We start from the raw sequence: 26352 nt of genomic DNA on the forward strand, positions 1-26352 counted from the left end.
CCGTCGGGTCAGACGGACACCGCTGCGCGCGGCGCGATCATCCCCGCGATGGCCGGCACCGCGCCCATCGCGAGCAGCCGGTGCTGTTCGTAGGGACCGGGCAGGCGCCATCCGCCCGTGCGCGCGGCGGTGAAGCCGAAGCGACCATAATAGGCGGGATCGCCGATCAGCATCAGCGGCGCATCGGCACCCGCCACGGCGATCGCGCGCGCCATCAGCGCGCGGCCGATCCCCTGTCCCTGTCGGTCGGGCGTGACCGCGACCGGGCCGACCATCACCATCGGCACGGCGGTGCCATCGTCGCCGTCGATCTGTACCGGCCAACACTGGATGCTGCCGATGAGGTTGCCGTCCTCGACCAGCGCGAGGCTCATCGCCCCGATCGGCTGCAATCCCGCGCGCACGCGATAGGCGGTACGCTGACGACGATCGGGGCCGAAGGCGGCATCGAGCAGCGTCTCGACCCGATCGGGGGCGATGGTCGACAGGGGAACGAGGTCGGGCAAACGGCAGGTCCAGTCAGCGGCGGATACGGATCGCGCCTGTACCGCCGATCCGGCGCGACGCAAGCGGATCGCTCTGCTAGGGGGCCAATGTTCCGGGATGATGACAGGTGCGGCTTGCGCGATTCGCTACAATTGGAAGTCCATGATTTCGAAGTGAACGTCCTGACCGGCGTCTATTCCGAGGAGACGCATCTGCCGCAGCCGTTGCGCATCTCGATGACGGTCGATCTCGACTGTCCCGAGCATTTCGCGCCCGATACGCCGCTGTCGGCGTCGAAAAGCTATCTCGACCTCAAGCATGCCGCGTCGACCGCGCTGCCGCAGGGCGTGCATTTCACGCTGATCGAAGGCGTGGCGGAGCATATCGTCGACACGCTGTTCCTGTCCGATCCCCGCGTGCAGCGGGTGACGATCAAGATCGTCAAGCTGGCGATCGCCGAGGCGGGCGAGCGAATCGGCATCACCATGGTCCGGCACCGGCGTTGATCCGGCCGCTCGCGCTCGTCACCGGCAGTTTCCGCCGGTTGGGCGCGGCGATCGCGCAGCGGCTGGCCGAGGGCGGCCATGACGTCGCGCTCCATGCCACGCGACCGGGCGAACCGGATGCGGCGCTGGTGGAGGCGATCGAAAAGGCCGGCGCGCGATGCGAATGGTTCGCCGCCGATCTCGCCGATGGCGCGGCGGCGGCGGGACTGGTCGCGGCGGTCGCGGCGCGATTCGGGCGGCGGGTCGACCTGCTGGTCAACAATGCGTCGTGTTTCCGGGCAAGCGACGATGCCACGCCGGGGGCGGAGTCGCTCGTCGCCCATTTTGCGGTCAACGCCGCTGCGCCGTTCGTGCTGGCCACCGCGCTGGCCGGGCAGGGGGGATCGGCGGTGGTCAACATCCTCGACCAGCGTATCGCCCATCCTCACCGCGACCAGCTTGCCTATACCCTGTCGAAACAGGCGCTGGCCGAAGCGACGCGGACGCTCGCCGCCGCGCTCGCCCCGGCGGTACGGGTCAACGGTGTCGCGCCGGGGCTGACGCTGGCGACCGGGGACTATGACGCCGACCAGCTCGACCGGTTGCGTGGGCTGATGCCGCTCGGCCGGTTGCCGACCACCGACGATGTCGCCGATGCGGTGCTGTTCCTCGCCACCGCCCGGTCGAGCACCGGGCAGCTACTCTTTGTCGACGGCGGGGCGGGGATGGTCCGCTTCGAACGCGACTTCGTCCATCTGGCGCGTCAGCCCGGCTGATTGCCCCGCCCGTCGTCGCAGGTGCCGAGCGCGTCGCGGACGAAGCGGTAATCCTCGCGCGCGATCGCCGCGTCGGCCCCCTCCGACTGAACGCTCGCGTCGGGCAGCGTCGCCGGCAGCGTGCAGGCGAGGCGATACCATGCCAGCGTGTCGCGACGCGGCGGTCCGCCCGCCTCGTCGATGATGTCGCCCAGCGCCAGCGCCCAGCGGCGTTCCTCGCCCGGCCGGCGCAACACCAGCAGCGACACCGGATCGCCGGTCGTCGTCTGGAGGAAGATCTGCGTCTCGCCTTCGCCGGGCAGCGTGCCGGGAACGTGGAAGGCATTGCCGACGGCGGTGATCGTCGGCGGTGCGGCGGGATCGACGACCTCGCGCACCACGCCGCGTACGCGGGCATCGAGTGCCGGGTCCCAGGTGAACTGCGCGTCAGGAGTCACGAGCTGGATCTGATCGGCGGCACCGGCGACCGGGCGGGCAAAAGCGATGATCCGCTGGCGCTTCAGGTTCGGCGCGCGACCGCGCGGATCGAACGGCACATCGACCAGATAGCCGATCCGTGCCGGCAGCGCACCGCCCGCGCGGATCAGCGCGCCGACATCGGCGGTCACGAAATAGCGGACATGCCCCGGGGCAAGCCCGGTCGCCTCCGCCGGCGGGATACGTGCGGCGGAGCGAATCACCGCATCCACCACCACCGGCGACTGCAGCGCCAGTCGGGCCAGCCGGGCATAGGCCGGACCCGGCGAATCGGCGTTAGCGGTATCATCGACGGCGATGGTCTGACGGGCCTGCAGCGACGTGCAAGCCGCGCAAAGGAGCGATGCGCCGACCAGCGCGACCGAAATTTGCTTCATGCTTCGGTCATAGGCCCCGGATTCCCATGGTTACAGACTTATTTTCGTCATCGCGCGATTGTACGAATGTTTCGTCCGACAAAGCGTTTGCGTCGTCGAAAAGGCCGCGATAGACAATCGCGGTCCGGAATGCCGTGTAGCCCCGGACGTACGATCATTGCGTGCGGGTTGTTCCGTGTGACGATGGTCCAATGTACCGGGCTAGAGGAGTTTGGTTGCTGAATGGCTTATGCTGACCAGAGAGCAGGTAATGGCCGGATTGTCGCGCTCGTTCTCGTGGGGATTCTCCACGTATTGATCGGGTATGCGTTCATCTCCGGTCTTGCCTATAAATATGTGAAGAAGGCGGTCGAGGATACCGAGACGTTCGACGTCGTCGAGCCGCCGCCCCCGCCGGAGGAAGTTCCTCCGCCCCCGCCACCGCCCGATCAGCCGCAGCCGCAGTCGCCGCCGCCGGTCGTCACGCCTCCGCCAATCGTGCGGACCCAGGCGCCGCCGCCCGTCGTGGTGCAGTCGGTAACGACGCCGCCGCCAACCTATGCGCCGATTCCGACCGCGGGCCCGCCCGCGCCGCCGGCACCGGTCTCGCCGCCCGCGCCTCCCGCGCCGGTGGTCAGCAAGGCCGCGGGTGCGAAGGGCGATCCGTCGCAATGGATCACGCAGGACGATTACCCGGCCTCCGCGCTCAACAGCGGGGACGAAGGTGTCAGTGCGATCTCGTGGGACATCAACGCTCAGGGTCGTGTCGAAAATTGTCGCGTGACCTCGTCGAGCGGCTCGGCGGCACTGGACCGGGCAGCATGCGCCGCCCTTCAGCGTCGCGCCCGCTACACGCCGGCGCTCGACCAGTCGGGCAACCCGATCCGGTCAAGTTCGTCGCGCCGCGTCCGCTGGCAGTTGCCCGCCGACCGGTAAGCCGGCGCTCCCCATGGCCGCGTGCCATGGGGCCGACCGGGTCTCTCTTCACGAAAAACAACTGGCTTTAAGGAAACTCTCCCGATGCTCACCCCCATTCTCGCCGCCGGGGCGCCCGCCGGTCAGCCGAACTTCGGTTTCTTCGAAGCGCTGCAGCAGGGTGGCGCGATCGCGTTCACCACGCTCGGCATCCTCGTCATCATGTCGGTCGGTTCGTTCTACATCCTGTTCACCAAGCTGGTCGAACAGCAGAAGATCATGAACCAGGCGAAGCGCGTTCGCGCCAGCTTCTGGCAGTCGAACTCGCTGCGTGAAGGCGCCGCGAAGCTCGAGAAGAACTCGGCCTATCGCCAGATCGTCGACGACGGCCTTGCCGCGCAGGAACAGCATGGCAAGCTGACCGATCCGGTCGAGGCGCATGACTGGCTGCACGGTTCGCTCGCCCGCTCGGAAGCGGCGATCAACTCGAAGCTCAACGGCGGCCTCGCCTTCCTCGCGACCGTCGGCGCGACCTCGCCGTTCGTCGGTCTGTTCGGCACCGTGGTCGGCATCTACCGCGCACTCGTGAAGATCGGTGCCGCCGGTCAGGCCGCCATCGGCGACGTCGCCGGCCCGGTCGGTGAAGCGCTCATCATGACCGCCATCGGTCTGGTCGTCGCGGTTCCCGCCGTGCTCGCCTACAACTGGCTGCAGCGCCGTAACAAGGGCATCGCGGAAGACCTGTCGGCGTTCTCGAACGACGTGCTGGGCTTCCTCGCCTCGAACGGCGCCGTCCGTCCGGCCGCCGCTGCCCGCGGCCCGGTGCCGACCGCCAAGCCGGTCACGACCGGTTCGACGACTGCCGGCCAGGCCGGTGGCGTCCCGACCGCGCCGCGCTCGTAAGCCGACGCTGACACCGCCGGGCCGGAATTCTCCGGCCCGGCGGTTCGACTGAGTAAATGTGGATAGGATAGCCTCATGGCGATGAGTGTTGGCGGCGGCGGCGATGAAGCCCCCCTCTCGGACATCAATACCACGCCGCTCGTGGACGTCATGCTCGTGCTGCTGATCATCTTCCTGATCGCGGTTCCGGTCGTGGTCCAGCAGGTGAGCGGCCTGAAAGTGCCCAAGGTCGTGTTCGAACCGACGACGACCAAGCCCGAGAACGTTTCGCTCTCGGTGCAGGGTCTCGACGGTCAGTGCGCGGTGTACTGGGGTCTGACCCGTGTCGATGCGGGTGAGTTGCAGAAGCGTGCGGTCGACAAGCTGAAGTTCGAGATCGAGCGGCAGGGCGGCGTCGGCAACCCGAAGCTCGAACTGCCCGAAGTGCATATTCGCGGCGACATCAATACGCCGTACCGTTGCATCGGCGGCACCATCTATACGATGCAGTCGGCCGGGTTCACCAAGGTTGGGTTCATTTCCGAACCGGACCCCAATACCACCCCTCGCGCGCGTCAATAGGAGTAGCCTGACATGGCAATGAGTGCTGGCGGTCGCGCAGACGACGAACCGATGATGGACATGAACACGACGCCGTTGATCGACGTGCTGCTCGTGCTGCTCATCATGTTCATCATCACCATCCCGATCCAGAGCCACGCGGTTAAAGTTGATCTGCCGCAGCCGGATACCCGGCAGCAGCAGAACATCGATCCGCAAAAGAACAAGATCACGATCAACGCGCAAGGCGCGGTGGCGTGGAACGGGACGCCGGTCGACGAGGTCACACTGACCCAGTATCTCGACCAGACGGTGGCGATGGACCCGCAGCCCGAACTTCACTTCCAGCCGGACGCTACCGCGCGGTACGAAGTGGTCGACGGCGTGATGGCGATCATCAAGCGGTCGAACGTGACGAAGCTCGGCTTCGTCGGCAACGAGCAGTATCGCAACGATTTCTGATCGGGTGATCTGATCTTTCCTGCCGCAAGGCGGGTCCCGAGGGGGCGGCATTTGCCGCCCCTTTTTTTGTGCCCGATACACTGAAAAGTGCACTTGTCAGCATGTCGCAAAAGTGAAACATTGATGTCATCAAAACGAAACAAACAGGAGATGATGACATGCGACTCGGAACCTTCACCCGCCTTGCCGTGGCGCTGTCGGCGGTTGGCTTCGCTGGCAGCGCGATGGCGCAGGACGCGCAATATGTGCATGCGGCGATCGTCGGCGGAAAGCTGGCGCAGGCCGAACGCGATCTGGAGCGCGATACCCGCGCTGGCAGCCGCGAGCCCGAGGTCTTGCTGAACCTCGCCGCCGTCTATGCAATGACCGATCGCAGCGATCAGGCGCGCGGTCTGTACCAGCAGGTCCTCAAGCGCGGCGATGCGTCACTGCTGCTGTCGGGATCGCGCGTGGCCAGCGCGCATGACGTCGCCCGCAAGGGGCTGAGCCTGCTCGACCGCGACACCGCGATCCAGATGACGTCGCGCTGAGCGACACACCGAGCCCTGCCGCCCATCTTCGGATGCGCGGCAGGATCGGTATTATCGGGCGATCCTGACGGCTATGCCGATCGCCCGACGCTTTCGATACAATGACCGGGGCGAACGAGCCGGCCGATCCGGTCAGGCCGGAACGAGCAGCCCGTGATGCTTCTTTCCGGCTGACACCCGGACCGGCGCCACGACCGCGATCGACTGTGCTTCGTCGACGACCTTTTCGCCATCGACCCGGGCACCGCCGCCCTTGATGAGCCGCCGTGCCTCACCCTTCGACGTCGCCAGCCCCAGCGCAACCAGCGCATCGACGACGTTGATCGCGCCAACGACGGCATGGGTCGGCAGCGCATCGCCCGCTGCCCCTTCCTCGAACGTCCGCCGCGCGGTTCCCGCAGCTTCGGCGGCGGCGGCGGCCCCACGGCACATTGCCGTCGCCGCGTCGGCCAGCACTTTCTTCGCCTCGTTGATCTCGGCACCCGGCAGCGATTCCAGCCGTGCGATCTCGTCGAGCGGCAGGTCGGTGAACAGCCGCAGGAACCGGCCGACATCGCGATCGTCGGTGTTCCGCCAGAACTGCCAATAATCATATGCCGATAGCTGCTCGGCATTCAGCCACACCGCGCCCGACATGGTCTTGCCCATCTTGCCGCCGTCAGCGGTCGTGATGAGCGGGGTGGTGATGCCATACACCTCGGTCCCGTCCATGCGGCGGGCAAGCTCGATGCCGTTGACGATATTGCCCCATTGGTCCGACCCGCCCATTTGCAGGCGACAGCCGGCACGGCGCGACAATTCCATGAAATCATACGCCTGGAGGATCATGTAATTAAATTCGAGGAACGACAGCGACTGTTCGCGGTCGAGCCGGAGCTTGACCGAATCGAAGCTGAGCATCCGGTTGACCGAGAAATGCTGGCCGACGTCGCGCAGGAACGGGATATATTCGAGCGCGTCGAGCCACTGGGCGTTGTCGAGCATGACCGCATCGGTCGGCCCGTCGCCAAAGGTCAGGAAGCGTTCGAACACCGTCTTGATCGACGCGACGTTGCTGGCGATCACCTCGTCGGTCAGCAGGCGGCGTGCCTCGTCCTTGAAGCTCGGATCGCCGATCTTGCCGGTGCCGCCGCCCATCAGCACGATCGGCTTGTGGCCCGCTTGTTGCAGCCGGCGCAGCAGCATGATCTGGACGAGGCTGCCGACATGCAGCGACGGCGCGGTCGGATCGAAACCGATATAGCCCGGCACGATCTGCCGGGTGGCGAGCGCGTCGAGGCCCGCCGCGTCGGTCAACTGATGGATATACCCGCGCGAGGACAGCAGGCGCAGCAGATCGGAAGCATAGTCGGTCATGATCTGGCGCTGTAGCGCTCCGGCGGGGGGCAAGTCCACGCCTCTCGACTTGTCCGCCGGGAGCGATAGAGTGGCCAGCCAATGCTTGGTTACGAAGGCCGCCCCATGCTCGCGATCGGTTTGATGTCCGGAACCTCGCTCGACGGGATCGATGCCGCGCTGATCGAAACCGATGGCGAGGATCAGGTGCGCGCGATGGCCTTCGTCGGCCAACCCTATACCGATGAGGATCGCGCGACGCTGGCCGCCGCGACCGAACTGGCGTTGCTGTTCGACGATCCGGGCGAGCACCCGTTGCTGACCCGGGCCGAGCAATTGCTGACCCGCACCCATGCGGCGGCGGTCGCGGCGTTGCTTGCGCAAGCCGATGTGGCGGCACGCGCGGTCGAAGCGATCGGTTTCCATGGACAGACGGTGGCGCACCGTCCCGATCGCGGCTGGACATGGCAATTGGGCGATGGCGCAGCGCTGGCAGCGGCGACTGGAATCGATGTGGTGGCCGGTCTGCGCACGGCGGATGTCGCGGCCGGGGGGCAGGGCGCGCCGCTGCTGCCGATCTATCATGCAGCGCTTGCCGCCGACATGGCGCGGCCGGTGGCGGTGCTGAACCTCGGCGGGGTCGGCAATATCACGTGGATCGGCGCGGACGGCGACCTGATCGCGTTCGACACCGGCCCGGCCAACGGGCTGGTCGATAGCTGGGTCGAGCAGGAAACCGGCGCGCGCTTCGATGCCGATGGCGCGCTCGCGGCGGCGGGGCGGATCGACGAGACGGTGCTGACCGGCATGCTCGACCATCCATTCTTCGATCTGGCACCGCCCAAGTCGCTCGACCGGCACGACTTCACGATCCAGCCGGCGCGGGGGTTGAGTGCGGCGGATGGCGCGGCGACGCTGACCGCGTTCACCGCCGCCTGTGTCGCCGAAGCGATCGACCGGCTGCCGGTGCGGCCACAGGCGTTGGTCGTCGCGGGCGGCGGGCGGCGCAATCCGACGATGCTGAAGATGATCGCCGAGCGCACCGGACTGACTCCGATCCCCAGCGACGGCGTCGGCTGGAACGGCGATGCGGTGGAGGCGGAAGGATTCGCCTATCTCGCGGTGCGGTCGCGCAAGGGATTGCCGATCAGCTTTCCGGGAACGACCGGCGTGCCGATGCCGCTCACCGGGGGCAGCTTTCACGCTGCGCCGCGTGTGGGGCTGGCGCTTCGCGTCGTGGGGGCCTAACCGGCGGGGATGCGCACCGGCCTGATTTTCGCGACCGAGGAAGCCGAACGCCAGCCCGGCGTCCTCGCGGCGACGCTGCCGTTCGGCGGCATGACGCTGATCGAGTATCAGGCGCGACTACTGATCGGGGCGGGCGTGACCCAGTTGCTGGTCGCGGTGGCGCGGGTGACGCCGACGCTGGCGGCGGCGATCAACCGGATCGGCCGGCGCGGGGCGAGCGTCGATCTGGTCCGGTCGGCCGAGGAAGCCGTCGCACGCGCGCATCCGCTGGGGACGATCCTCGCGCTTGCCGACGGGCTCGTCACCACCGATGCGGTAGTCGCGGCGATGGCGCTGGAGCCGGCCGACACGCTGCTGGTCACGCCCGACGACGATGCCGCGACGGCGGTGGAGCGGGTCGATGCCGGGCATTGTTGGGCCGGCGTCGCGACGCTGTCGGTCGATCGGCTGCACGATGTAGTGCGATTGCCGCGCGAATATGATTTCCAGTCGACGTTGCTGAGGGTCGCGACCCAGGCGGGGGCGGGGCATGTCCTGCTCCCGGCGCGCGCGATCCGTGCCGGCCACGGCGTCGAGCGCGATGCCGCCACGCTGGAAGTGCGCAGCCGCGATGTGCTGGCGTCGCTGGCCGAGGCGCGCAGCGGCTGGATCGACCGCTATTGTTTCACGCCGCTGACCCGGCTGATCCTGCCGTTGTTCGTCCGGCGGCGGGTGCCGGCGGTAGGTGTTCTCGGCGCGGGTGCGGCCATCGCCCTGGGCGGACTGGCGGCGATTCCGTGGTGGGGGGCGGGGCCGGCGGCGGTGGTGATGGTCGTCGCGATGGTGCTGTTGTCGGCGGGATCGCTGCTCGGCTGGCTGCGGGGCGAGGATGCGCAGGCGCGGATCGGCGAACAGGGTATTGCGGCACTGGGCGTGCTGGGCGTGCTCGGTATCGCCGGGGTTCATGCGTCGAGCGTCGGCAGCGGGACGGCGGCGGTGCTTGGGCTGGCCGGCATGGCGGCGACGCTGATCGGCGGGCGGGTGCCGGGGCCGGTCGCGCCGTGGGCGGCATCGCCCGCGACCGCGCTCGTGCTGCTCGCACCATTTGCGCTGGGCGGCGTGACGACCATCGGGCTGGCACTGATCGCGCTGCATGGCGCGGTCAGCCTGACGATGGCGATTGAGACATTGCGGCGGCGGGTTTAGTTCAACCTTAACCGCCGCCGTTCTAGGGCCGTTCCAATGGCATACGACCCGCTCGATCCTCTCTTCTTTTCGGCTGCGGTTCCGCCGCTGCTCGATCGTGTCGCATCGGCCGAACGGGTCGGTGCATCCCGCCTGCGGGCGGCCGCCGATACCTTTCATCTGACCGACGATGCCCGGATCGACGATCGTACCGCCACCGCGCTCCACGGTGCGATGCGCGGTGTGGTCGGTGCGGTAGAGGCCGAGGTGCGCGATCATGGTGTCCGGCTGCTGACCACGCGCGGCGAGGCGGCACTAGCGCAGCAGTTGCGCGGCTGCGGCGGAACGTTCGACCGCGTCAACCGCGCCGGGCTGTTCCGCGATGGCGCATTGTTCGGCGAACTGCTGGCGCGGGTCCGGCTGGCGCATATCGCCGCCGCGCTGCCGGTCACGCTGCCCGAGGGGCTGGAGCGGCCGACGATGATCGCGCGCATGGCGCAGGCGAGCGACCGGCTGGTCGCGGCGGCGGCGGTGGCGATGCTGGCGGCGCAGGCCCGGCGCGGTCCGCGCTGGGATGGCGATGTCACGGTCGTAGACCTTGTCCGGCCGCTGCACCAGCGGGTCGCATGGTGGGTCGCGGCGGCGCTGCGCGAGGCAGTGGCGGCGGGCGATGCGACGACGCTGCTCGATGCCGCGCTGTCCGAATCCGTCCGCCGCGCGCTCGATCCTCAGGCGGAGCTGGTGCCGCTGGAGGTCGCGGCGATGCGGCTGGCGCAGGCGGTCGATGCGCAGCGCGACGAACTGCCCGGCCTGCTGATCGAGGCGATCGGCGACGGGCGGCTGGTGTTCTTCGTCGCCTTGCTGGCCAAGGCTAGCGGGCTGGCGTTCGACCGGGTGCGCGACCTGTTGATCGATCGCGACGGCACCCGGCTGTGGGTCGTGCTGCGCGCGGTCGATCTCGACCGGACGGTGATCGCCCGGATCGGCTTCGCGCTGACCGAGGCGGAGCCGGCACGCAATGTCGAGGCGCTGGCCGAAGCGATCGATTCGATCATGGCGGTCACGCCCGCCGCCGCGCGGCTCGCGCTGGCGCCGATGGCGCTCGACCCCGACTATCATGCGGCGATGCTGGCGCTGGGCGGACAGACGTGATCGCGCGCGATTCCGGTCTGCCGCCGGCGTTCGGCCGGGTGTCGGCGGACGGAGTGCTGCTCGATGCCGAACCACGCCTCGCCGAACTGAACCGGCGGGCGGGTGGTGCTGTGGGGCAGCCGGTGGCGGTGCCGCAGATCGCGGCGCTCGTCCGGCTGGTGCAGCGCCTCGGCATCGAACTGACCCGGACCATCACCGCCGCCGATGGCGAGGACGACCTCGAACTCACCGTCACCGCGCGGCCCGACGATCTCGGCATCCGGCTGGAGGCGGCCGGATGGCATGCCGGTGCGCCGTGGCAGGGAGAGGACACCGGGCGCGAGGCGGATTTCCTGCGCGCCGATGCCGACTGGCTGTGGACCACCGATGCGTCGCTGCACCTGACCCATGTTTCGGATCACGCGGGGGCAAGCCATGGCTTCGATCCGCTGACGGTGCTGGGCCAGCCGGTGACGCGGCTGTTCGTGCTCGACGATGATGGCGAGGGCGGTTTCCCGCTGCTGGGCGCCGTCGCGTCGCAGGCGATGTTCGACGAGCAGGAGGCGGGCGTTCGCGGGACGCCACACCGCGTCCGGCTGGCGGCGGTGCCACGGCGCGACGCGGCGGGGCGCTTCGCCGGGTTCGACGGCGCAGCCTATGCCATCGTGCCCGACGAGCCGATCGTCGCGGAAGCTCCGCCGCCCGGCGATTTGTCCGAAGCGTTTAGCCGCCGTGTCGGTCGGGCGTTGCGCGATCCGCTTGGGCGGATCATCGCCGATGCCGACAGCATGTCGGCACGGACCGAGGGGCCGCTGACCGACGACTACACCGGCTATGCCACCGACATTGCAAGCGCGGCGCGCCACCTGCTGGGGCTGGTCGACGATCTGGAGGATCTGTCGGCGATCGAGCGCGCCGATTTCGTCGTCAGCGTCGAGGACCTCGACCTTGCCGATGTCGCGCGGCGTGCGGCGGGGCTGCTGGCGGTACGCGCGTCACAGGGCGACGTGCGGATCGACCGCCCTTCGTTCGACGATTCGATGGCGGCGAGTGGCGAGTTTCGCCGGGTACTCCAAATCCTCGTCAACCTGATCGGCAATGCGGTGCGCTATTCGCCGCCGGGCGGCATGGTGTGGATCCGCCTCGAACGCGATCGCGAGAGCGCCTGCGTGATCGTCGCCGATCAGGGTAAGGGCATCGCGCCCGAGGATCACGAACGCATCTTCGAGAAATTCGGCCGGGTCGATCCGGGCGAGCCGGGCGGTAGCGGGCTCGGCCTCTATATCGCGCGGCGGCTGGCGCGGGCGATGGACGGCGACATCCTGCTCGACAGCGCGCCGGGCGAGGGCGCGCGGTTCGTGCTGCTGCTACCGGCGCGATAGGTCGCTGCGGTCAACGGGTCGTCGGCCAGATCGCCTCGATACCGCCGGTCAACGCCGCGACCGCGACATCGTCGTTCGCCATGATGTCCATCACCATCGCCGCCGGTGTAAGCTTTGGATCGAGCGTACAGCGCATCGTCAGCCGGACGGTGCGAAATTCCTTCATCCGGTGGACCACGCTCGACTCGCCGATCTTGCGATCGGTGCATAGCTTCAGGATCTGCGCGAAGTCGGCGCGCGTCGCCGGCGCGCCAAAGTCGCCGGTGAACATCACCGTGAACTGGTGGGTGGTTCGCTGGAACGCGGCATCATCGCCGGCGTCGGTGGCCTCCAGCAGACGCTGCACCGTGCGGACGGTGCCCTGCGCTGTTGGTGGGCCGGACGGAGTCAGACCCGGTTGCGCGAGCATCAATGCTGCCGTCAGCAGGCCCGTCATCCGGTCATCCCCCTCATTTTTATCAGGGGAAAGGTGGCACGACCGGCAGTCGCGGGCAAGCCGGTCGGCTTACCGCCTTGGCAACCGACGCGCGATCAGCACCAGCAACAGCCCGAGTGCCGCGACCACCGATCCGGTGACGACCCACAGATACTGATCGATCATGAACGAACTGGCGGGCCAGCGGATGATGCCCATCCCCTGACCCAGCCAGAACAGTCCGACGAACGCCAGGATCGCGCCCGCGATCGTCAGCACGCGCCGGACGATGCGCATCAGCGTTCGCCGACCGATACGTAATCACGCTGCGCCGGCCCGGTGTAGAGCTGACGCGGGCGGCCGATCTTCTGTTCGGGGTCCGAGATCATCTCGTTCCACTGCGCGACCCAGCCGACGGTGCGGGCGAGCGCGAACAGCGCGGTGAACATCGTGGTCGGGAAGCCGATCGCCGACAGGATGACGCCCGAATAGAAGTCGACGTTCGGGAACAGCTTCTTCTCGACGAAATAATCGTCCGACAGCGCGATTTCTTCCAGACGCAGCGCGGTTTCGAACACCGGATCGGTGACGCCGAGCGATTCGAACACTTCGCGCACGGTCTTCTGCATCACGGTCGCGCGCGGATCGTAGTTCTTGTAGACGCGGTGGCCGAAGCCCATCAGGCGGAACGGATCGTCCTTGTTCTTGGCGCGGGCGATATATTCCGGGATGCGATCGGGCGTGCCGATCTCGCGCAGCATGTTGAGTGCGGCTTCGTTCGCGCCGCCATGCGCCGGACCCCACAGGCAGGCGATGCCCGCCGCCATGCACGCGAACGGATTTGCACCCGACGAACCGGCAAGCCGCACGGTCGAGGTCGAGGCGTTCTGTTCATGGTCGGCATGCAGGATGAAGATGCGGTCCAGCGCCTTTTCGACGACTGGGTTCACTTCATACGGCTCGGCCGGCACGCCGAAGGTCATCTTCAGGAAATTGCCGGTGTAGCTCAGCGAATTGTCGGGATACTGGAACGGCTGACCGACGCTGTACTTGTACGCCATGGCGGCGATCGTCGGCATCTTGGCGATCAGCCGGTGCGACGCGATCGTCCGCTGGTGCGGATCGGTGATGTCGGTCGAATCGTGATAGAATGCCGACAGCGCGCCGACGACGCCGCACATGATCGCCATCGGATGCGCATCGCGGCGGAACCCGCGATAGAAGGTCGCAAGCTGTTCGTGCAGCATCGTGTGGCGGCTGATCGTGGTGGTGAAATTGCCCAGCTCGTCGCCCGACGGCAGTTCGCCGTTCAGCAACAGATAGGCGACTTCCATGAAGCTCGACTGTTCGGCGAGCTGGCCGATCGGATAGCCACGGTGGAGCAGCACGCCCTCGTCACCGTCGATATAGGTGAGCGCGGAATCGCAGCTCGCGGTCGAGGTGAAGCCCGGATCATAGGTGAAGGTGCCGGTCTGGGCATAGAGCTTGCGGATGTCGATGACATCCGGGCCGATGGTGCCCGATCGTACCGGATACTGGACGTCCTTGCCCGCTACCTGCAGTTTCGCGTCTTCAGCCATGCGGCGTCTCCTGTTTCCGTTATGCGGCCGGTGCGGCCATCTGGTCCTTGATGCGTCCGAGGCTTTCGTCGCGGCCCAGCAGGGCAAGCACGTCGAAAATCCCCGGTGAGGTGCGCGAGCCCGTCAGCGCGGCGCGAAGCGGTTGCGCGGCGGCACCCAGCTTCAACGCCGCTGCCTCCGCCACTTCGCGTACCGCAGCTTCGATCGTCTCCGTATCCCATGCTGCGAGTGCGTCAAGCTTGGCGTGCAACCGCGTCAGGATCGCACGTGCTTCCGGTGTCAGCAGCGTGGTGGCACCGTCATCCATCGCGAGCGGGCGTGACCGGAAGAAGAAGCCGGCATTGGCGGCCAGCTCGTTCAGATCGGCGGCGCGGACCTTCAGCACCGGCATGGCGCGCTGCAACAGATCGCGGTCGATCCCGTCGGGCAGTCGTGCCGCCACCAGATCGGTGAGCCGGGCATCGTCCGCCTCGCGGATATAATGGCCGTTGAGATGCAGCAGCTTCTTGGTGTCGAAGCGCGACGGCGAGCGGCCCACGCCGCCGAGGCCAAAGATTTCGATCGCGCGGTCACGGTCGATGATCTCCTCGTCGCCATGCCCCCAGCCGAGCCGCAACAGATAGTTGTTGAGCGCTTCGGGCAGCACGCCCAGTTCGTCGCGATACGCCTCGACGCCCAGCGCGCCGTGACGCTTGGACAGCTTTGCGCCGTCCGCGCCGTGGATCAGCGGCACATGCGCATAGATCGGGTCGGGCCAGCCGCCCTCGACCACATCCATCGCCCGGATGAGTGCGAGCTGACGGAAGGCGTTGTTGAGATGATCGTCGCCACGAATGACGTGGGTGACGCCCATGTCATGGTCGTCGACCACCACCGCCAGCATATAGGTCGGCGTGCCATCGGAGCGCAGCAGCACGAAATCGTCGAGTTCGGCGTTGGCGACGGTGACGTCGCCCTGCACCTGATCCGAAATCGTGACCGCGCCTTCCTTCGGCGCCTTCAACCGGACGACGAACGGCGCACCCTCGGGCGCATCCTCCGGCGACCGGTCACGCCAGCGGCCATCGTAGCGGATCGGCTTGCCGGCCGCACGCTGCTCCTCGCGCAGCGCGGTCAGTTCGTCGGGCGTCGCATAGCAGCGATAGGCATGGCCGGCGTCCAGCAACTGGCGGGCGACGGCGGCATGGCGATCGGCCCGGGCGAACTGGAACACGGCATCGCCGTCCCAGTCGAGGCCGAGCCAGCGCATGCCGTCGAGAATCGCATCAATCGCCGGCTGCGTTGAACGCGCCCGGTCGGTATCCTCGATCCGCAGCAGGAACTGTCCGCCGTGGCGGCGAGCATAGAGCCAGTTGAACAAGGCGGTACGCGCCCCTCCGATATGGAGGAAGCCGGTCGGCGACGGCGCGAAACGGGTGACGACTTGCGCCGTGGAATTGGTTGCGCCCAAGCGCGGATGCTCCCAGACATCGGGTGGATAAGACTATGGCCGGTACAGCCGCGAGCGCCTCTAGCATGGCCCCCCGCCTGCTTCAAACCTTGGGCACCCCCGCTGGGTTCCTCGGGCAAATCGAGCTGTGGCTGGAAGCGGAGCGGGCGCAATTGCCGCTGTGGCTGCCGGTCGCGCTGGGGGGCGGGATCGCGGCGTGGTTCCTGTTGCCCGATGCGGCCGGGTGGGGCGGCTTCCTGTTCGCTGCCGCCGCCGTCGCCTTGGCCGGGCTGGCGCTGCCATGGTGGAGCCGGGCGGGGCGGGTGCTGCTGTGGGGCGGGGTGCTGGCGATGCTCGGCTGCGCGCTGGTGTGGTGGCGTGCCGAGCGGGTGGCGACACCGGTGCTGGCGCGGCCCGCCGTCGTCGCGCTCACGGCGAAGGTCGAACGGGTCGAGCCGCTGCCGGCGCGCGAACTGGTGCGCCTGACGCTGCGGACTGACGATCCGGGGATGCCGCCGCGCGTGCGGGTGAACGTCGCGCAACGCGACCTGCCGCCCGGCGTGACGGCGGGGGCGGAGGTGGCGCTGCGGGCGCGGTTGATGCCGCCGCCCGATGCGGCGGTGCCGGGGGCCTATGATTTCCGCCGCGTCGCGTGGTTTCAGGGGATTGGCGCGACCGGGCGCGGCTTTGCGCCGATCGCGGTGCTGCAACCCGGCGAAACCGGCAATGCCGGGCTGCGCAGCCGGCTGACCAACCATATCCAGTCACGGGTGGAGGGCAGCGCGGGCGGGATCGCGGCAGCGTTCGTCACCGGCGACCGGGGGGCGATCGCCGAGGCGGATGCCGAGGCGATGCGCCGTTCGGGTCTCGCCCATCTGCTATCGATCAGCGGACTGCACGTCACGGCGGTGGTCGTGGGCACGATGACCGTGGTGTTAAAGCTGCTCGCGCTGTTTCCGCCGATCGCGCTCAGGGTCCGGTTGCCGGTCGTCGCGGCGGGGGCGGGGGCAGGCGCTGCGATCTTCTACACATGGCTGTCGGGGGCGGACGTGCCGACGGTGCGGTCGTGCATCGCCGCGCTGCTCGTGCTGGCCGCGCTGTCGCTGGGGCGCGAGGCGATCACGCTTAGGATGATCGCGACCGGGGCGTTGCTGGTCCTGCTGGTGCTGCCCGAATCGCTGGCGGGGCCGAGCTTCCAGTTGAGCTTCGCCGCCGTGACCGCGATCGTCGCGCTCCACGAACATCCCCGCGTCACCCGCTGGTTCCGCGCGCGCGACGAAGGCGTCGCGCGGCGGCTGGCGCGCGGCCTCGCCTCGCTGTTGCTGACCGGGGTCGTGGTCGAGGCGGCGTTGATGCCGATCGGGCTGTATCACTTCCACAAGGCCGGGCTGTACGGCGCGCTGGCCAATATCGTCGCCATTCCGCTCACCACCTTCGTCACCATGCCGCTCGAAGCGCTGGCACTGGCGCTCGACGTGGTCGGGTTCGGCGCGCCGGCGTGGTGGGCGGTCGAGCTGTCGCTGTCGCTGCTGTTGTGGATCGCGCGGAGCGTCGCCGCCGCACCAGGATCGGTCGCGGCGCTGCCCGCGATGCCGGGCGGCGCATTCGCGCTGATGGTGGGTGGCGGCCTGTGGGTCGCGCTGTGGCGCACGTCGCTCAGGCGATGGGGCGTGGTGCCGTTCGTCATCGGCGGACTATGGGCGCTGGCGACCCCCGCGCCCGACCTGCTGGTGACGGGAGACGGGCGGCATCTGGCGCTGCGCGGGCCGGATGGCGGCATGGCGATCCTGCGCGACCGGGCGGGGGACTATGTCCGCTCGACGCTGGGCGAGGGCGGCGGGGTGGAGGGCGATCTGCCGCCGCTGTCCGAACAGCCGGGAACGGCGTGCAGCCCCGATCTGTGCATCGCGACGCGGACGGCGGGCGGGCGGCGCTGGACGATCGTCGCGACGCGCAGCGGCTATGCGGTGCCATGGGCCGAACTGGTCGGGGTTTGCCGGCGCGCCGACATCGTGGTCAGCGACCGACGGCTGCCGGCGGCCTGCATTCCGCGCTGGTTGAAGCTCGACCGGGCGATGCTCGCGCGGACCGGCGGGGTGGCGGTGTCGCTGGCCGACGGCCGGGTGCGCGTGGTGCGATCGGACGGCCGGCACCCGTGGGAACGGGCCGAAACGGTACGCCCAAGCCACTGAACCAAAGGACGATCCGAACCGTTGGCGCGATTGACGGACAGGGAAATCGCACGATGGAATACGGACCTTCACGGCGGGCAGTTTTGGGCGCGGCGACGGTCGGCTTGGGCGGCATCGCCTCCGCCGGTTTCGCCGGACAGGGCGCGGCCCCCACCCCGGCGGTGGGGCCGACGCTACGCGACCCGCGCACCGCTTACACCCGCGACCCCTTCCCGGAGCAGCGCCAGCCATGGCCGGGGCTGCAATCGAAGATGAGCCCACGCCCCGATTGCGGCGAGCGCAGCTATCGCGGATCGGGCAAGCTCGCCGGGCGCAAGGCGCTGGTGACGGGCGGGGATTCCGGCATCGGCCGGGCGGCGGCCATCGCCTTCGCGCGCGAAGGGGCGGACGTCGCGATCAACTATCACCCCGACGAGGAAAGCGACGCACGCGAGGTGATCGACCTGATCCGGCAGGCGGGGCGCAAGGGGGTGGCGATCCCGCGCGACCTGCGCACGCTGGAGGGGTGTCAGGCGATCGTCGTGGCGGCGAAGAGGGGGCTGGGCGGGGTTGACCTGCTGGTCAACAACGCGGCCTATCAGCAGTCGAAGGAAGACATTTTCCAGATCAGCGACGAACAGATGGTGCGGACGTTCGAGACCAATATCTTTTCCTATTTCCGCATCGCGAAGGAAGTGGCGCGCGACATGGTGCCGGGGTCGGTGATCCTGAACGTCGGGTCGGTCAACAGCTACGACCCCGGCGTCGAACTGCTCGACTATGCCTCGACCAAGGGCGCGATCCTGATCTTTACCAAGGGGCTGGCCAAGCAACTGGCGAAGCGCGGCATCCGGGTGAACATGATCGCGCCCGGCCCGATCTGGACCCCGCTCCAGGTCGCGGGCGGACAGTTGCCGGGCGACATGGGCGAGTTCGGGCAGGACACGCCGCTCGGCCGCGCTGGCCAGCCCGCCGAACTCGCCGGGCTGTTCGTGATGCTGGCGGAGAGTGGTGCCAGCTTCTCGACCGGCACGGCGGTCGGCGCGCATGGCGGCAAAGGCAGCCCATGATTTCCTGGCCCCTCCCTGGAAGGGAGGGGTTGGGGTGGGTCGGTATGGGGCAGATGCTACGTTCCCACGCGGACCCACCCACCCCCGGTCCCTCCCTTCCAGGGAGGCGAGAGTTACAGCTTCGGCAGCGTTACCCCGCGCTGGCCCATATATTTGCCCGCGCGATCGGCGTAGCTCGTCTCGCACGGCTGGTCGCCCTTCAGGAACAGGAACTGGCACGCGCCTTCGTTGGCATAGATCTTGGCGGGGAGCGGGGTGGTGTTCGAGAACTCCAGCGTCACATGCCCCTCCCATTCGGGCTCCAGCGGCGTGACGTTCACGATGATGCCGCAGCGGGCATAGGTCGATTTGCCGAGACAGATGACCAGCACGTCGCGCGGCACCCGGAAATATTCGACGGTGCGGGCCAGCGCAAAGCTGTTGGGCGGGATGATGCACACGTCGGTCTTGCGGTCGACGAAGCTGTTCTGCGCGAAGTCCTTCGGGTCGACCACTGCCGAATCGACGTTGGTGAAGATCTTGAACTCGTCCGAGACGCGCGCGTCATAGCCGTAGGACGACAGGCCGTAGCTGATGCAGCCGTCGCGACGTTGCGATTCGACGAACGGTTCGATCATGCCCGTCGCGAGCGCGGTTTCGCGGATCCAGCGATCCGACAGGATGGTCATGCGTGTTCCCCGATACCAAGATTGGCCGGTCCGAACGCGCTGGGCAGCAGCACGGACAGGCGATGTGTTTCGATGATCCCGCCGGCGAGCCCCGAACAATAGACGTCCATATCGCCGAGCGGACCCATTTGCGCGGCTTCGTTCAGCACCTGACGGCAACGGCCGCACGGGCGGATCGGATCGGTATCGGCCTGTCCGATGCGCCCGCCGACGATGCCGACCGCGACGATCTCGCGCAGGCGGCCGCTGGCGCTGGCGGTGGCGGTGGCGACCGTTTCGGCGCAGAGCGACAGGCCGTAGCTGGCATTCTCGAAATTGGCGCCGGTCACGATCGATCCGTCGGCCAGCAGCAGTGCCGCGCCGACCGCGAACTTCGAATAGGGCGCATGGGCATGAACGGCGGCCTCGCGCGCGGCGGCGATCAGGCGGTCGGGATCGGTCATGGCGCGGCGACACTCCAGGCAACGGGACGGGCGACGCCGTCGATGCGGCGTGCCGGGTTCGCCTGCCACAGTCGCCACGGCCGCGCCAGATACGCGGGTTCGAGAAAGGCGCGTTCGGCCCATAGCGGGCGGACGATCGCCTCGCTCACCCGGTATTCGTCCTCGAACGCCGCCGACACGCGCAGCATCATCGGGCGGCCGTCGTGATATTCCGCCGGCCCCAGGAAACCGCGGATCGCGCTCAGCACCTGCGCGCGGGTGGGGTGGGCGTCGCAATCCTCGGCGACATCCAGCGCCAGCGCGGCGGGCAGCGCATCGGCCGCGCGCGGCACGGTGGTCAGATACGCCGTCACCTGATCGGCGGTCGACTCGCACAGCGAGAAACGGTGGAGCGCGCCGTGGCGCAGGCCCGCGGCATGGGCGGCGTTCCAGTTCCCCTCGAACGCCGGATCGCGCGCCGTGCCCGACGATGCGGTGACGAAGGCGAAGTCCGCCCCCTGCGCGCGCACCATCGGCCAGTCGATCGCGCCGTCCGCCGCCGACACGGTGACACCCTGCACCGCGAACCGCGCCGTCGCCGGTGCCCAGCCGAGCGACCAGCGCCAGCCAATGAGCGTGGCGACCGCCAGCACGGCGGCCACGATCAGGACGATCCGTGCCCGGGTCATTGCTTGATGTGCAGCACGCAGATGAGCGTGAACAGCCGCCGCGCGGTATCGAAATCGATCGCGACCTTGCCGGTCAGCCGTTCTTTCAGCGCCTCGGCGGCGTCGTTGTGGATGCCGCGCCTGGCCATGTCGATCGTCTCGATCTCGTGCGGGGTCGCCTGGCGGATGGCTTTGTAATAGCTGTCGCAGATCGCGAAATAGTCGCGGATCGGGCGACGCAGCCGTGCCATGCCCAGCACCAGCGTCTCGATCAGGCTGCCGTCCTCGCGCATGATGTCGATCGCGAGGCGGCCCTCGGGCACCGACAGCGCGATGCGATACGGCCCGGCATAGGCATCGGCGGGGGTGCGATCGGGGGCGAAATGATTCGCCTCCAGCAGATCGAAGATCGCGATGCGGCGTTCCTGCTCAATATCGGCGCTGCGCCACAGGATGGTGCGCTCGTCCAGCGTGACGTCGATGATCCGGGGGTCGGCCATGGCATCCTCTTGCCGCTCCCGCGCGCGGCGTCCACCGCAAAATCATTGTGGGCAAGCCCAAGGTCTGGGAAAAGGGGCGATGGCCACTGTTCACAACATCGCCGGGGGCAATCCCCCCGCGCCGCCGCGCGTGCCCCACAACGTCGACGCCGAAGCCGCGCTGCTGGGGGCGATGATGATCGACAACGGCCTTGCCGACGACATGGTCGAACGGCTCGACGCCGAGCATTTCTACGACCCCGCGCACGTCCGCATCTTCGAGCGGATTCGCGACGTGCGCCGCACCGGCATGATCGCCAGCCCGGTGACGTTGAAGCCGATGTTCGACGGCGACGAACTGCTCGCCCCGCGCGGCGGCGTGCAATATCTGGTCGAGATCACCGGATCGAACGCCAGCCTGCTCGGCGCCCGCCAGTTCGCGCAGCAGATCTATGATCTGGCGCAGCTCCGCGCGCTCATCACCGTCGGCCGCACCCTCGTCGAGAATGCCACCGACACCTCGACCGAGGTCGACCCGAAGAAGCAGATCGAGGCGGCCGAGGAAGCGTTGTTCAAGGTCGCCGCCGAAGGCAATTCGGCCAATGCGGTCAAGTCGTTCGCGCAGGCGACGACGATGGCGGTCCGCATGGCCGAGCGGGCGATGAATTCGGGCGGCGGCCTGTCGGGCGTCACGACGGGACTCGATTCGCTCAACGGCCGGATCGGCGGCATGCACCACAGCGATCTCATCATCCTCGCCGGGCGTCCGGGCATGGGCAAGACGTCGCTCGCCACCAATATCGCGTTCAACGCCGCCCAGCGCTTCATGGACGATCAGCGCGCGGGGATGGAGAAGGGCAAGTCGGTCGGCGCGAAGGTCGCGTTCTTCAGCCTCGAAATGTCGGCCGACCAGCTCGCCACCCGTATCCTTGCCGAACAGGCGGCGATCAGTTCCGAATCGCTGCGCATGGGCAAGATCCGCAAGGAGGATTTCACCCGGCTGGCCAATGCCGCCGCCGACCTCGAACAACTGCCGCTGTATATCGACGATACCGCCGGGCTCTCGATCTCCGGCCTCCACACCCGCGTCCGCCGGCTGCACCGCAAGCTCGACGGCGAGCTGGGGTTGGTGGTGGTCGATTACCTCCAGCTTCTGCAAGGGTCGGGCAAGGGCAGCGACAACCGCGTGCAGGAAATCTCCGAAATCTCGCGCGGGTTGAAGACCCTGGCCAAGGACATCGGTGTGCCGGTGGTGGCGCTGTCGCAGCTTTCCCGCGCGGTCGAGCAGCGCGAGGACAAGCGCCCGCAATTGTCCGATCTTCGTGAATCGGGGTCGATCGAGCAGGACGCCGACATGGTCTGGTTCGTCTATCGCGAGGATTATTACGTCGCGGCCAAGGAACCCAAGCGCCCGCGCGACGGCGACGACGCCCGCGTGTTCGAGGACCACGCCAAATGGGCGATGGACATGGAACGGGTCTATGGCCTCGCCGAACTCATCATCGCCAAGCAGCGCCATGGCGCGACCGGCAAGGTGACGCTGAAGTTCGAGCCGTCGATCACCAAGTTCAGCGACTATGCCGGCGGCGGGTTCAGCGGGCTGGACGAGTAGGGCGGCGTCCAAAGTCTCCAAAGTTTACACTCGCGGCGCGAAACGGGGCCGGATTGTGGCGGGATTTCGGTCAAATCGGTCGGGCATGATCGGCGCTCCTGTGATGGTCCGTGGGGAGCGTAGCAGCGCTGCGGCGTGTAGGAAAAGCTTGGCTGCCTCGCATCGTCACCCCGGAATAAGTCCGGGGTGACGATGCGGCTTAGGCGCTTGGCGCCGGGCGCAGGCCGAGCAGGTCGAGCAGCGTTCCGGCGAGCGCGTCGGGGTCGGCGGCGGGGAGCGTGACCGCATCACCGTCGTTCGCCTCGAACCCGTTGTTGGGGCCGAGGTTGGTAAGCGGGGTGAGGGTCACGCGGTCGCCGTCGGACTCCAAGTCGACGCGGCGGGCGTCGCGCATGAAGGTCTTGAAGTTCTTGACCTCGGCGGCGTCCTGAAACGGAATGAAGCTGCGTTTCGCCGCTTCCGGGGTGGGATCGGGCAGCGGGGTCGTGGCGGCGGCCAGCGCGTCGGCGATCGCGGCGGCAAGGATCGGTTTCTTGACCGACTTGCCGAACCATCGCGGGCTGTGCGCCAGCGTGGCCCCCGATGCGATGGGCGAGACGGGCGCGACGATCAGGCGGGCGTTGGTGAAATAGGCGACGGCGGATGGCATCGCGCGGCTGTGCGCCGGTTGGCGAGGTTGGGCAAGGGGGGTGTGCGTTCTCCCCTCCCTGACAGGAAGGGGGCGGGGGTGGGTCGGCCTGCGAGGGACCGGATCGCCCGCCACGGGCCTACCCACCCCCAGCCCCTCCCTTTCAGGGAGGGGAGCATTTCATTCCTCCGTCAGAAACTCGGCAGGTTCGGATCACCGTCGCCCAGCGGCACATGGATGCCGCATTCGACCTTTTCCCAACCGGCCCAGCGGCCCGAGCGGGGGTCTTCGCCCGGCTTCACCCGGTTGGTGCAGGGGGCGCAGCCGATCGAGGGGAAGCCCTGTTCGACCAGTGGGTGGCGCGGCAGGTCGTGTTCGGCGAAATAGGCATCGACATCCGCCGGGGTCCAGGTGATGAGTGGGTTGACCTTCAACCGGCCCGCCGCGTCCGACAGGTCCAGCTCGAAGCGCGGGAGCGCGGTGCGGGTCGCCGACTGGAACGCCTTGCGCCCGGTGAAGCTGGCGTCGAAGCCGGTCATCGCGCGGGCCAGCGGTTCCACCTTGCGGATGTCGCAGCAGCCATCGGGATCATAGGACCAGCGCAGGCCCGTCGAATCCTTCGCTGCCAGCCGTTCGGGATCGGGTTCGAGATTGCGGAAATCGGTGAGGCCGAGCCGGTCGACCAGCAGGTCGCGATAGGCCAGAGTCTCGGGAAAATGCTTGCCCGTCTCCAGAAACAGCACCGGCACCGATGCGTCGACCGAGGCGACCAGATGCAGCAGCACCGCCGATTCCGCGCCGAACGACGAGACGATCGCGACATCGCCCAGCATGCGTTCGGTGAGGACGGTGGTGAGCATCTCCTGCGTCGTGGCGCCCCGGAACAGGTTGTTCAGCCGGTGGGCGTCGGCGGTGGTGAAGCGCGGGCCGGTATCGATCCGGTCGCGGATGCGGCTGTCGATCTCAACCATGCCGGCGTTTCCACACCGGCACATGGCCGTCGGCCGCCGCCTGATAGACATCGTCGTAGCGGGTGAGCGCGCGTTCCAGCGCGGCGGGATCGATCGGCTGGGCAGGCGCGAAGCTGTCGAAGCCGCAGCGGCGCATCAGCGGCAACTGGTCGACCAGCACGTCGCCCTCGGCACGCAATTCGCCGGTATAGCCCGCTTCGCGCAGGATACGGCCGGCGGAATAGCCGCGCCCGTCGCGGAACTTGGGGAAGCTGACCTCGATCAGCGACAGCCGGTCGAGATGGGGGAGCAACTCGCGCGCATCGTCGCCCGCCTCGATCCGCACGGCGGTGGCGTTCGATTGCCCCAGAAAGGCGTCGAGGGTGACGGCGGGCTCGTCATGGCCCGCATCGTCGCGGAAGCGCAGTGCCTCAACCATAGATGGCCTCCTTGAACGGTTCCATGCCGATCCGGCGATAGGTGTCGACGAACCGCTCGTCGCCCTCGCGTTCGGCGAGATAGCGCTCGGTCACGCGCTCGATCGCGTCGACCACGCCGTCCTCCGAGAAGCCGGGGCCGGTGATCTTGCCGAGGCTCACGTCCTCCGCGCCCGATCCGCCGAGCAGCAACTGGTAATTTTCCGTGCCCTTCCGGTCGACGCCGAGGATGCCAATGTGGCCGGCGTGATGATGGCCGCAGGCGTTGATGCAGCCGCTGATCTTGAGCTTCAACTCGCCCAGATCGCGCTGGCGCACCGGATCGGCGAAGCGGTCGGCGATCTTTTGCGCGAGCGGGATCGAGCGGGCGTTGGCGAGGCTGCAATAATCGAGGCCGGGGCAGGCGATGATGTCGGTGATGAGGTCGAGGTTCGCCTCGGCTAGCCCGATTTCGACCAGCCGGTCGTAGACGGCGCGCAGGTCGGCCGAGCGGACGTGGGGCAGGACGATGTTCTGCGCATGCGTCACGCGTAGTTCGTCGAAGCTGTAGCGCTCGCCCAGATCGGCCATGGCATCGATCTGATCGGCCGAGGCGTCGCCGGGGATGCCGCCGGCGGGTTTCAGGCTGATCGTGACGATCGTATAGCCCGCCCGCTTGTGGGCGTGGGTATTCTGGTCGAGCCATGCGGCGAAGCCGGCGTCGCTGCGATCGACCGGAGCGTCGGCCGAGGTGTCTGCGAAGGCGGGGTCGGCGAAGAAGGCGGCGATCCGGTCGAATTCGGCCTGCGGCGGGTCGATGCCCAGCGTCTTGATATGCGCGAATTCCTCGGCGACCTCGGCACGGTACTTGTCGACGCCGATCTCGTGGATCAGGATCTTGATCCGCGCCTTGTACATGTTGTCGCGCCGGCCGTAGCGGTTGTAGACGCGCAGGCACGCTTCGAGATAGCTCATCAGGTCGCCGAGCGGCACGAAATCGTTGACCAGCGGCGCGATCATCGGGGTGCGGCCCATGCCGCCACCGACATAGACCTGCGCGCCGGCAACCCCGTCCTGCGAGGTGATGCGCAGGCCGATGTCGTGCAGGCGCATCGCCGCGCGATCCTCGTCGGCGGCGATGACCGCGATCTTGAACTTGCGCGGCAGGTAGCTGAATTCGGGGTGGAAGGTCGACCATTGGCGCAGCAACTCGGCCCATGGGCGCGGGTCGGTCGTCTCGTCGGCGGCGGCGCCGGCGAACTGGTCGGAGCTGATGTTGCGGATGCAGTTGCCGCTGGTCTGGATGGCGTGCATCTCGACCTTGGCCAGTTTTTCGAGGATGTCGGGCGTGTCGGCCAGCTTGATCCAGTTGAACTGGAGGTTCTGGCGCGTGGTGAAATGGCCGTAATCGCGGTCATAGGTGCGCGCGATGTCGGCCAGCGTCCGCATCTGCAGCCCGTTCAGCGTGCCATAGGGGATGGCGACGCGCAGCATATAGGCGTGGAGCTGGAGATAGAGGCCGTTCATCAGCCGCAGCGGCTTGAACTGGTCCTCGGTCAGATGGCCCGACAGGCGGCGTTCGACCTGATCGCGGAACTCGGCGACGCGGGCGTCGACGATCGACTGGTCGTAGGTGTCGTACTGATACATCGCT

At 68.0% G+C, this 26352-nt stretch carries 29 protein-coding genes; 14 read left to right on the top strand and 15 right to left on the bottom strand.

What is annotated here, in order from left to right:
* Nucleotides 1-8: 8 nt before the first annotated feature.
* Nucleotides 9-506 carry a GNAT family N-acetyltransferase gene (locus LRA89_RS10985; protein ID WP_230770256.1) on the bottom strand — a complete coding sequence of 166 codons (498 nt, stop codon included), beginning with the start codon at nucleotides 504-506 and terminating at the stop codon, nucleotides 9-11.
* Nucleotides 507-620: 114 nt separating this feature from the next.
* Here LRA89_RS10985 and LRA89_RS10990 point away from each other — a divergent pair, with 114 nt between their 5' ends.
* Nucleotides 621-992 carry a dihydroneopterin aldolase gene (locus LRA89_RS10990; RefSeq protein ID WP_230770175.1) on the top strand — a complete coding sequence of 124 codons (372 nt, stop codon included), beginning with the start codon at nucleotides 621-623 and terminating at the stop codon, nucleotides 990-992.
* On the top strand, nucleotides 989-1747 hold the full coding sequence (locus LRA89_RS10995) for an SDR family oxidoreductase (protein WP_230770176.1): 759 nt from the start codon (nucleotides 989-991) through the stop codon (nucleotides 1745-1747). The genes LRA89_RS10990 and LRA89_RS10995 overlap by 4 nt, the downstream gene beginning before the upstream one ends.
* Here LRA89_RS10995 and LRA89_RS11000 read toward each other — a convergent pair.
* Nucleotides 1735-2601 (bottom strand): hypothetical protein, encoded by an 867-nt coding sequence (locus tag LRA89_RS11000; protein ID WP_230770177.1) that lies wholly within the window; start codon nucleotides 2599-2601, stop codon nucleotides 1735-1737. The two genes, LRA89_RS10995 and LRA89_RS11000, sit on opposite strands and share 13 nt — an antisense overlap.
* Before the next feature lie 222 nt (nucleotides 2602-2823).
* Here LRA89_RS11000 and LRA89_RS11005 point away from each other — a divergent pair, with 222 nt between their 5' ends.
* The 5 genes from LRA89_RS11005 (at nucleotide 2824) to LRA89_RS11025 (ending at nucleotide 5930) form a co-directional block, all read left to right on the top strand.
* Nucleotides 2824-3516 (top strand): TonB family protein, encoded by a 693-nt coding sequence (locus LRA89_RS11005; RefSeq protein WP_230770178.1) that lies wholly within the window; start codon nucleotides 2824-2826, stop codon nucleotides 3514-3516.
* Between the two features lie 84 nt (nucleotides 3517-3600).
* Complete coding sequence (locus tag LRA89_RS11010; protein ID WP_055760225.1) at nucleotides 3601-4398, top strand: MotA/TolQ/ExbB proton channel family protein; 798 nt, start codon at nucleotides 3601-3603, stop codon at nucleotides 4396-4398.
* Between the two features lie 75 nt (nucleotides 4399-4473).
* Entirely contained in the window at nucleotides 4474-4959 is a 486-nt protein-coding gene (locus tag LRA89_RS11015; protein ID WP_055760228.1) for an ExbD/TolR family protein, read from the top strand.
* Between the two features lie 12 nt (nucleotides 4960-4971).
* Nucleotides 4972-5400 carry an ExbD/TolR family protein gene (locus LRA89_RS11020; protein ID WP_055760231.1) on the top strand — a complete coding sequence of 143 codons (429 nt, stop codon included), beginning with the start codon at nucleotides 4972-4974 and terminating at the stop codon, nucleotides 5398-5400.
* A gap of 158 nt (nucleotides 5401-5558) precedes the next feature.
* A complete protein-coding gene (locus tag LRA89_RS11025) occupies nucleotides 5559-5930 on the top strand; it encodes a hypothetical protein (RefSeq protein ID WP_056497587.1) in 372 nt (123 codons plus the stop codon).
* 132 nt (nucleotides 5931-6062) lie between these two features.
* Here LRA89_RS11025 and tyrS read toward each other — a convergent pair whose 3' ends face one another.
* Complete coding sequence (gene tyrS, locus LRA89_RS11030; protein WP_230770179.1) at nucleotides 6063-7286, bottom strand: tyrosine--tRNA ligase; 1224 nt, start codon at nucleotides 7284-7286, stop codon at nucleotides 6063-6065.
* Nucleotides 7287-7391: 105 nt separating this feature from the next.
* Between tyrS and LRA89_RS11035 the strand changes: the two genes are divergently transcribed.
* The 4 genes from LRA89_RS11035 to LRA89_RS11050 are packed head-to-tail and all read left to right on the top strand — an operon-like array spanning nucleotide 7392 to nucleotide 12190.
* Complete coding sequence (locus LRA89_RS11035; protein WP_230770180.1) at nucleotides 7392-8513, top strand: anhydro-N-acetylmuramic acid kinase; 1122 nt, start codon at nucleotides 7392-7394, stop codon at nucleotides 8511-8513.
* A 9-nt stretch (nucleotides 8514-8522) separates the two neighbouring features.
* Nucleotides 8523-9698 carry a hypothetical protein gene (locus LRA89_RS11040; protein WP_230770181.1) on the top strand — a complete coding sequence of 392 codons (1176 nt, stop codon included), beginning with the start codon at nucleotides 8523-8525 and terminating at the stop codon, nucleotides 9696-9698.
* Between the two features lie 36 nt (nucleotides 9699-9734).
* Nucleotides 9735-10829, top strand: a complete 1095-nt coding sequence (locus tag LRA89_RS11045; RefSeq protein WP_230770182.1) for a DUF2336 domain-containing protein — start codon at nucleotides 9735-9737, stop codon at nucleotides 10827-10829.
* Nucleotides 10826-12190 (top strand): PAS domain-containing sensor histidine kinase, encoded by a 1365-nt coding sequence (locus tag LRA89_RS11050; RefSeq protein WP_056497571.1) that lies wholly within the window; start codon nucleotides 10826-10828, stop codon nucleotides 12188-12190. The genes LRA89_RS11045 and LRA89_RS11050 overlap by 4 nt, the downstream gene beginning before the upstream one ends.
* Before the next feature lie 10 nt (nucleotides 12191-12200).
* On the opposite strand, the gene LRA89_RS11055 is transcribed toward LRA89_RS11050, so the two are convergent.
* The 4 genes from LRA89_RS11055 to gltX all read right to left on the bottom strand — a co-directional run bounded on the left by LRA89_RS11055 (nucleotide 12201) and on the right by gltX (nucleotide 15635).
* Complete coding sequence (locus tag LRA89_RS11055; protein WP_230770183.1) at nucleotides 12201-12626, bottom strand: hypothetical protein; 426 nt, start codon at nucleotides 12624-12626, stop codon at nucleotides 12201-12203.
* A 69-nt stretch (nucleotides 12627-12695) separates the two neighbouring features.
* Nucleotides 12696-12902, bottom strand: a complete 207-nt coding sequence (locus tag LRA89_RS11060; RefSeq protein WP_055760256.1) for a hypothetical protein — start codon at nucleotides 12900-12902, stop codon at nucleotides 12696-12698.
* Nucleotides 12902-14185, bottom strand: coding sequence for a citrate synthase (locus LRA89_RS11065; RefSeq protein ID WP_055760259.1), 1284 nt, complete (start codon nucleotides 14183-14185; stop codon nucleotides 12902-12904). Before LRA89_RS11065 ends, LRA89_RS11060 begins: the two co-directional genes overlap by 1 nt.
* Before the next feature lie 19 nt (nucleotides 14186-14204).
* Nucleotides 14205-15635: a glutamate--tRNA ligase gene (gltX, locus tag LRA89_RS11070; protein WP_230770184.1), complete on the bottom strand. Its 1431-nt coding sequence runs from the start codon at nucleotides 15633-15635 to the stop codon at nucleotides 14205-14207.
* A 65-nt stretch (nucleotides 15636-15700) separates the two neighbouring features.
* On the opposite strand from gltX, the gene LRA89_RS11075 reads away from it, so the two are divergent.
* Both LRA89_RS11075 and LRA89_RS11080 read left to right on the top strand, forming a co-directional pair.
* On the top strand, nucleotides 15701-17806 hold the full coding sequence (locus LRA89_RS11075) for a ComEC/Rec2 family competence protein (RefSeq protein WP_230770185.1): 2106 nt from the start codon (nucleotides 15701-15703) through the stop codon (nucleotides 17804-17806).
* Nucleotides 17807-17859: 53 nt separating this feature from the next.
* Nucleotides 17860-18855 (top strand): SDR family oxidoreductase, encoded by a 996-nt coding sequence (locus tag LRA89_RS11080; RefSeq protein WP_056497560.1) that lies wholly within the window; start codon nucleotides 17860-17862, stop codon nucleotides 18853-18855.
* Nucleotides 18856-18968: 113 nt separating this feature from the next.
* Here the strand turns inward: LRA89_RS11080 and dcd are convergent, their stop codons facing one another.
* Genes dcd through LRA89_RS11100 form a run of 4 tightly spaced genes read right to left on the bottom strand, consistent with a single transcriptional unit; the run spans nucleotide 18969 to nucleotide 21113 of the window.
* Nucleotides 18969-19523 carry a dCTP deaminase gene (gene dcd / locus LRA89_RS11085; RefSeq protein WP_056497555.1) on the bottom strand — a complete coding sequence of 185 codons (555 nt, stop codon included), beginning with the start codon at nucleotides 19521-19523 and terminating at the stop codon, nucleotides 18969-18971.
* Nucleotides 19520-19966: a cytidine deaminase gene (locus tag LRA89_RS11090; protein WP_230770186.1), complete on the bottom strand. Its 447-nt coding sequence runs from the start codon at nucleotides 19964-19966 to the stop codon at nucleotides 19520-19522. Before LRA89_RS11090 ends, dcd begins: the two co-directional genes overlap by 4 nt.
* Nucleotides 19963-20634, bottom strand: a complete 672-nt coding sequence (locus LRA89_RS11095; protein WP_230770187.1) for a GH25 family lysozyme — start codon at nucleotides 20632-20634, stop codon at nucleotides 19963-19965. Before LRA89_RS11095 ends, LRA89_RS11090 begins: the two co-directional genes overlap by 4 nt.
* On the bottom strand, nucleotides 20631-21113 hold the full coding sequence (locus LRA89_RS11100; protein WP_055760277.1) for a UPF0262 family protein: 483 nt from the start codon (nucleotides 21111-21113) through the stop codon (nucleotides 20631-20633). The genes LRA89_RS11095 and LRA89_RS11100 overlap by 4 nt, the downstream gene beginning before the upstream one ends.
* Before the next feature lie 79 nt (nucleotides 21114-21192).
* Here LRA89_RS11100 and LRA89_RS11105 point away from each other — a divergent pair, with 79 nt between their 5' ends.
* The gene (locus LRA89_RS11105; RefSeq protein WP_230770188.1) at nucleotides 21193-22704 is read left to right on the top strand and encodes a replicative DNA helicase; all 1512 of its coding nucleotides are present in this window, start codon (nucleotides 21193-21195) and stop codon (nucleotides 22702-22704) included.
* A 199-nt stretch (nucleotides 22705-22903) separates the two neighbouring features.
* On the opposite strand, the gene LRA89_RS11110 is transcribed toward LRA89_RS11105, so the two are convergent.
* From LRA89_RS11110 to LRA89_RS11125, 4 genes are all read right to left on the bottom strand, one after another.
* The gene (locus LRA89_RS11110; RefSeq protein WP_230770189.1) at nucleotides 22904-23353 is read right to left on the bottom strand and encodes a hypothetical protein; all 450 of its coding nucleotides are present in this window, start codon (nucleotides 23351-23353) and stop codon (nucleotides 22904-22906) included.
* Between the two features lie 170 nt (nucleotides 23354-23523).
* The gene (locus LRA89_RS11115) at nucleotides 23524-24303 is read right to left on the bottom strand and encodes a phosphoadenylyl-sulfate reductase (RefSeq protein ID WP_230770190.1); all 780 of its coding nucleotides are present in this window, start codon (nucleotides 24301-24303) and stop codon (nucleotides 23524-23526) included.
* Nucleotides 24296-24721 (bottom strand): DUF934 domain-containing protein, encoded by a 426-nt coding sequence (locus tag LRA89_RS11120; protein WP_230770191.1) that lies wholly within the window; start codon nucleotides 24719-24721, stop codon nucleotides 24296-24298. Before LRA89_RS11120 ends, LRA89_RS11115 begins: the two co-directional genes overlap by 8 nt.
* Nucleotides 24714-26348 (bottom strand): nitrite/sulfite reductase, encoded by a 1635-nt coding sequence (locus LRA89_RS11125; protein ID WP_230770192.1) that lies wholly within the window; start codon nucleotides 26346-26348, stop codon nucleotides 24714-24716. Before LRA89_RS11125 ends, LRA89_RS11120 begins: the two co-directional genes overlap by 8 nt.
* Nucleotides 26349-26352: the final 4 nt, after the last annotated feature.

The sequence above is a fragment of the Sphingomonas sp. Leaf4 genome, from assembly GCF_920939515.1.
Classification (GTDB): Bacteria; Pseudomonadota; Alphaproteobacteria; order Sphingomonadales; family Sphingomonadaceae; genus Sphingomonas.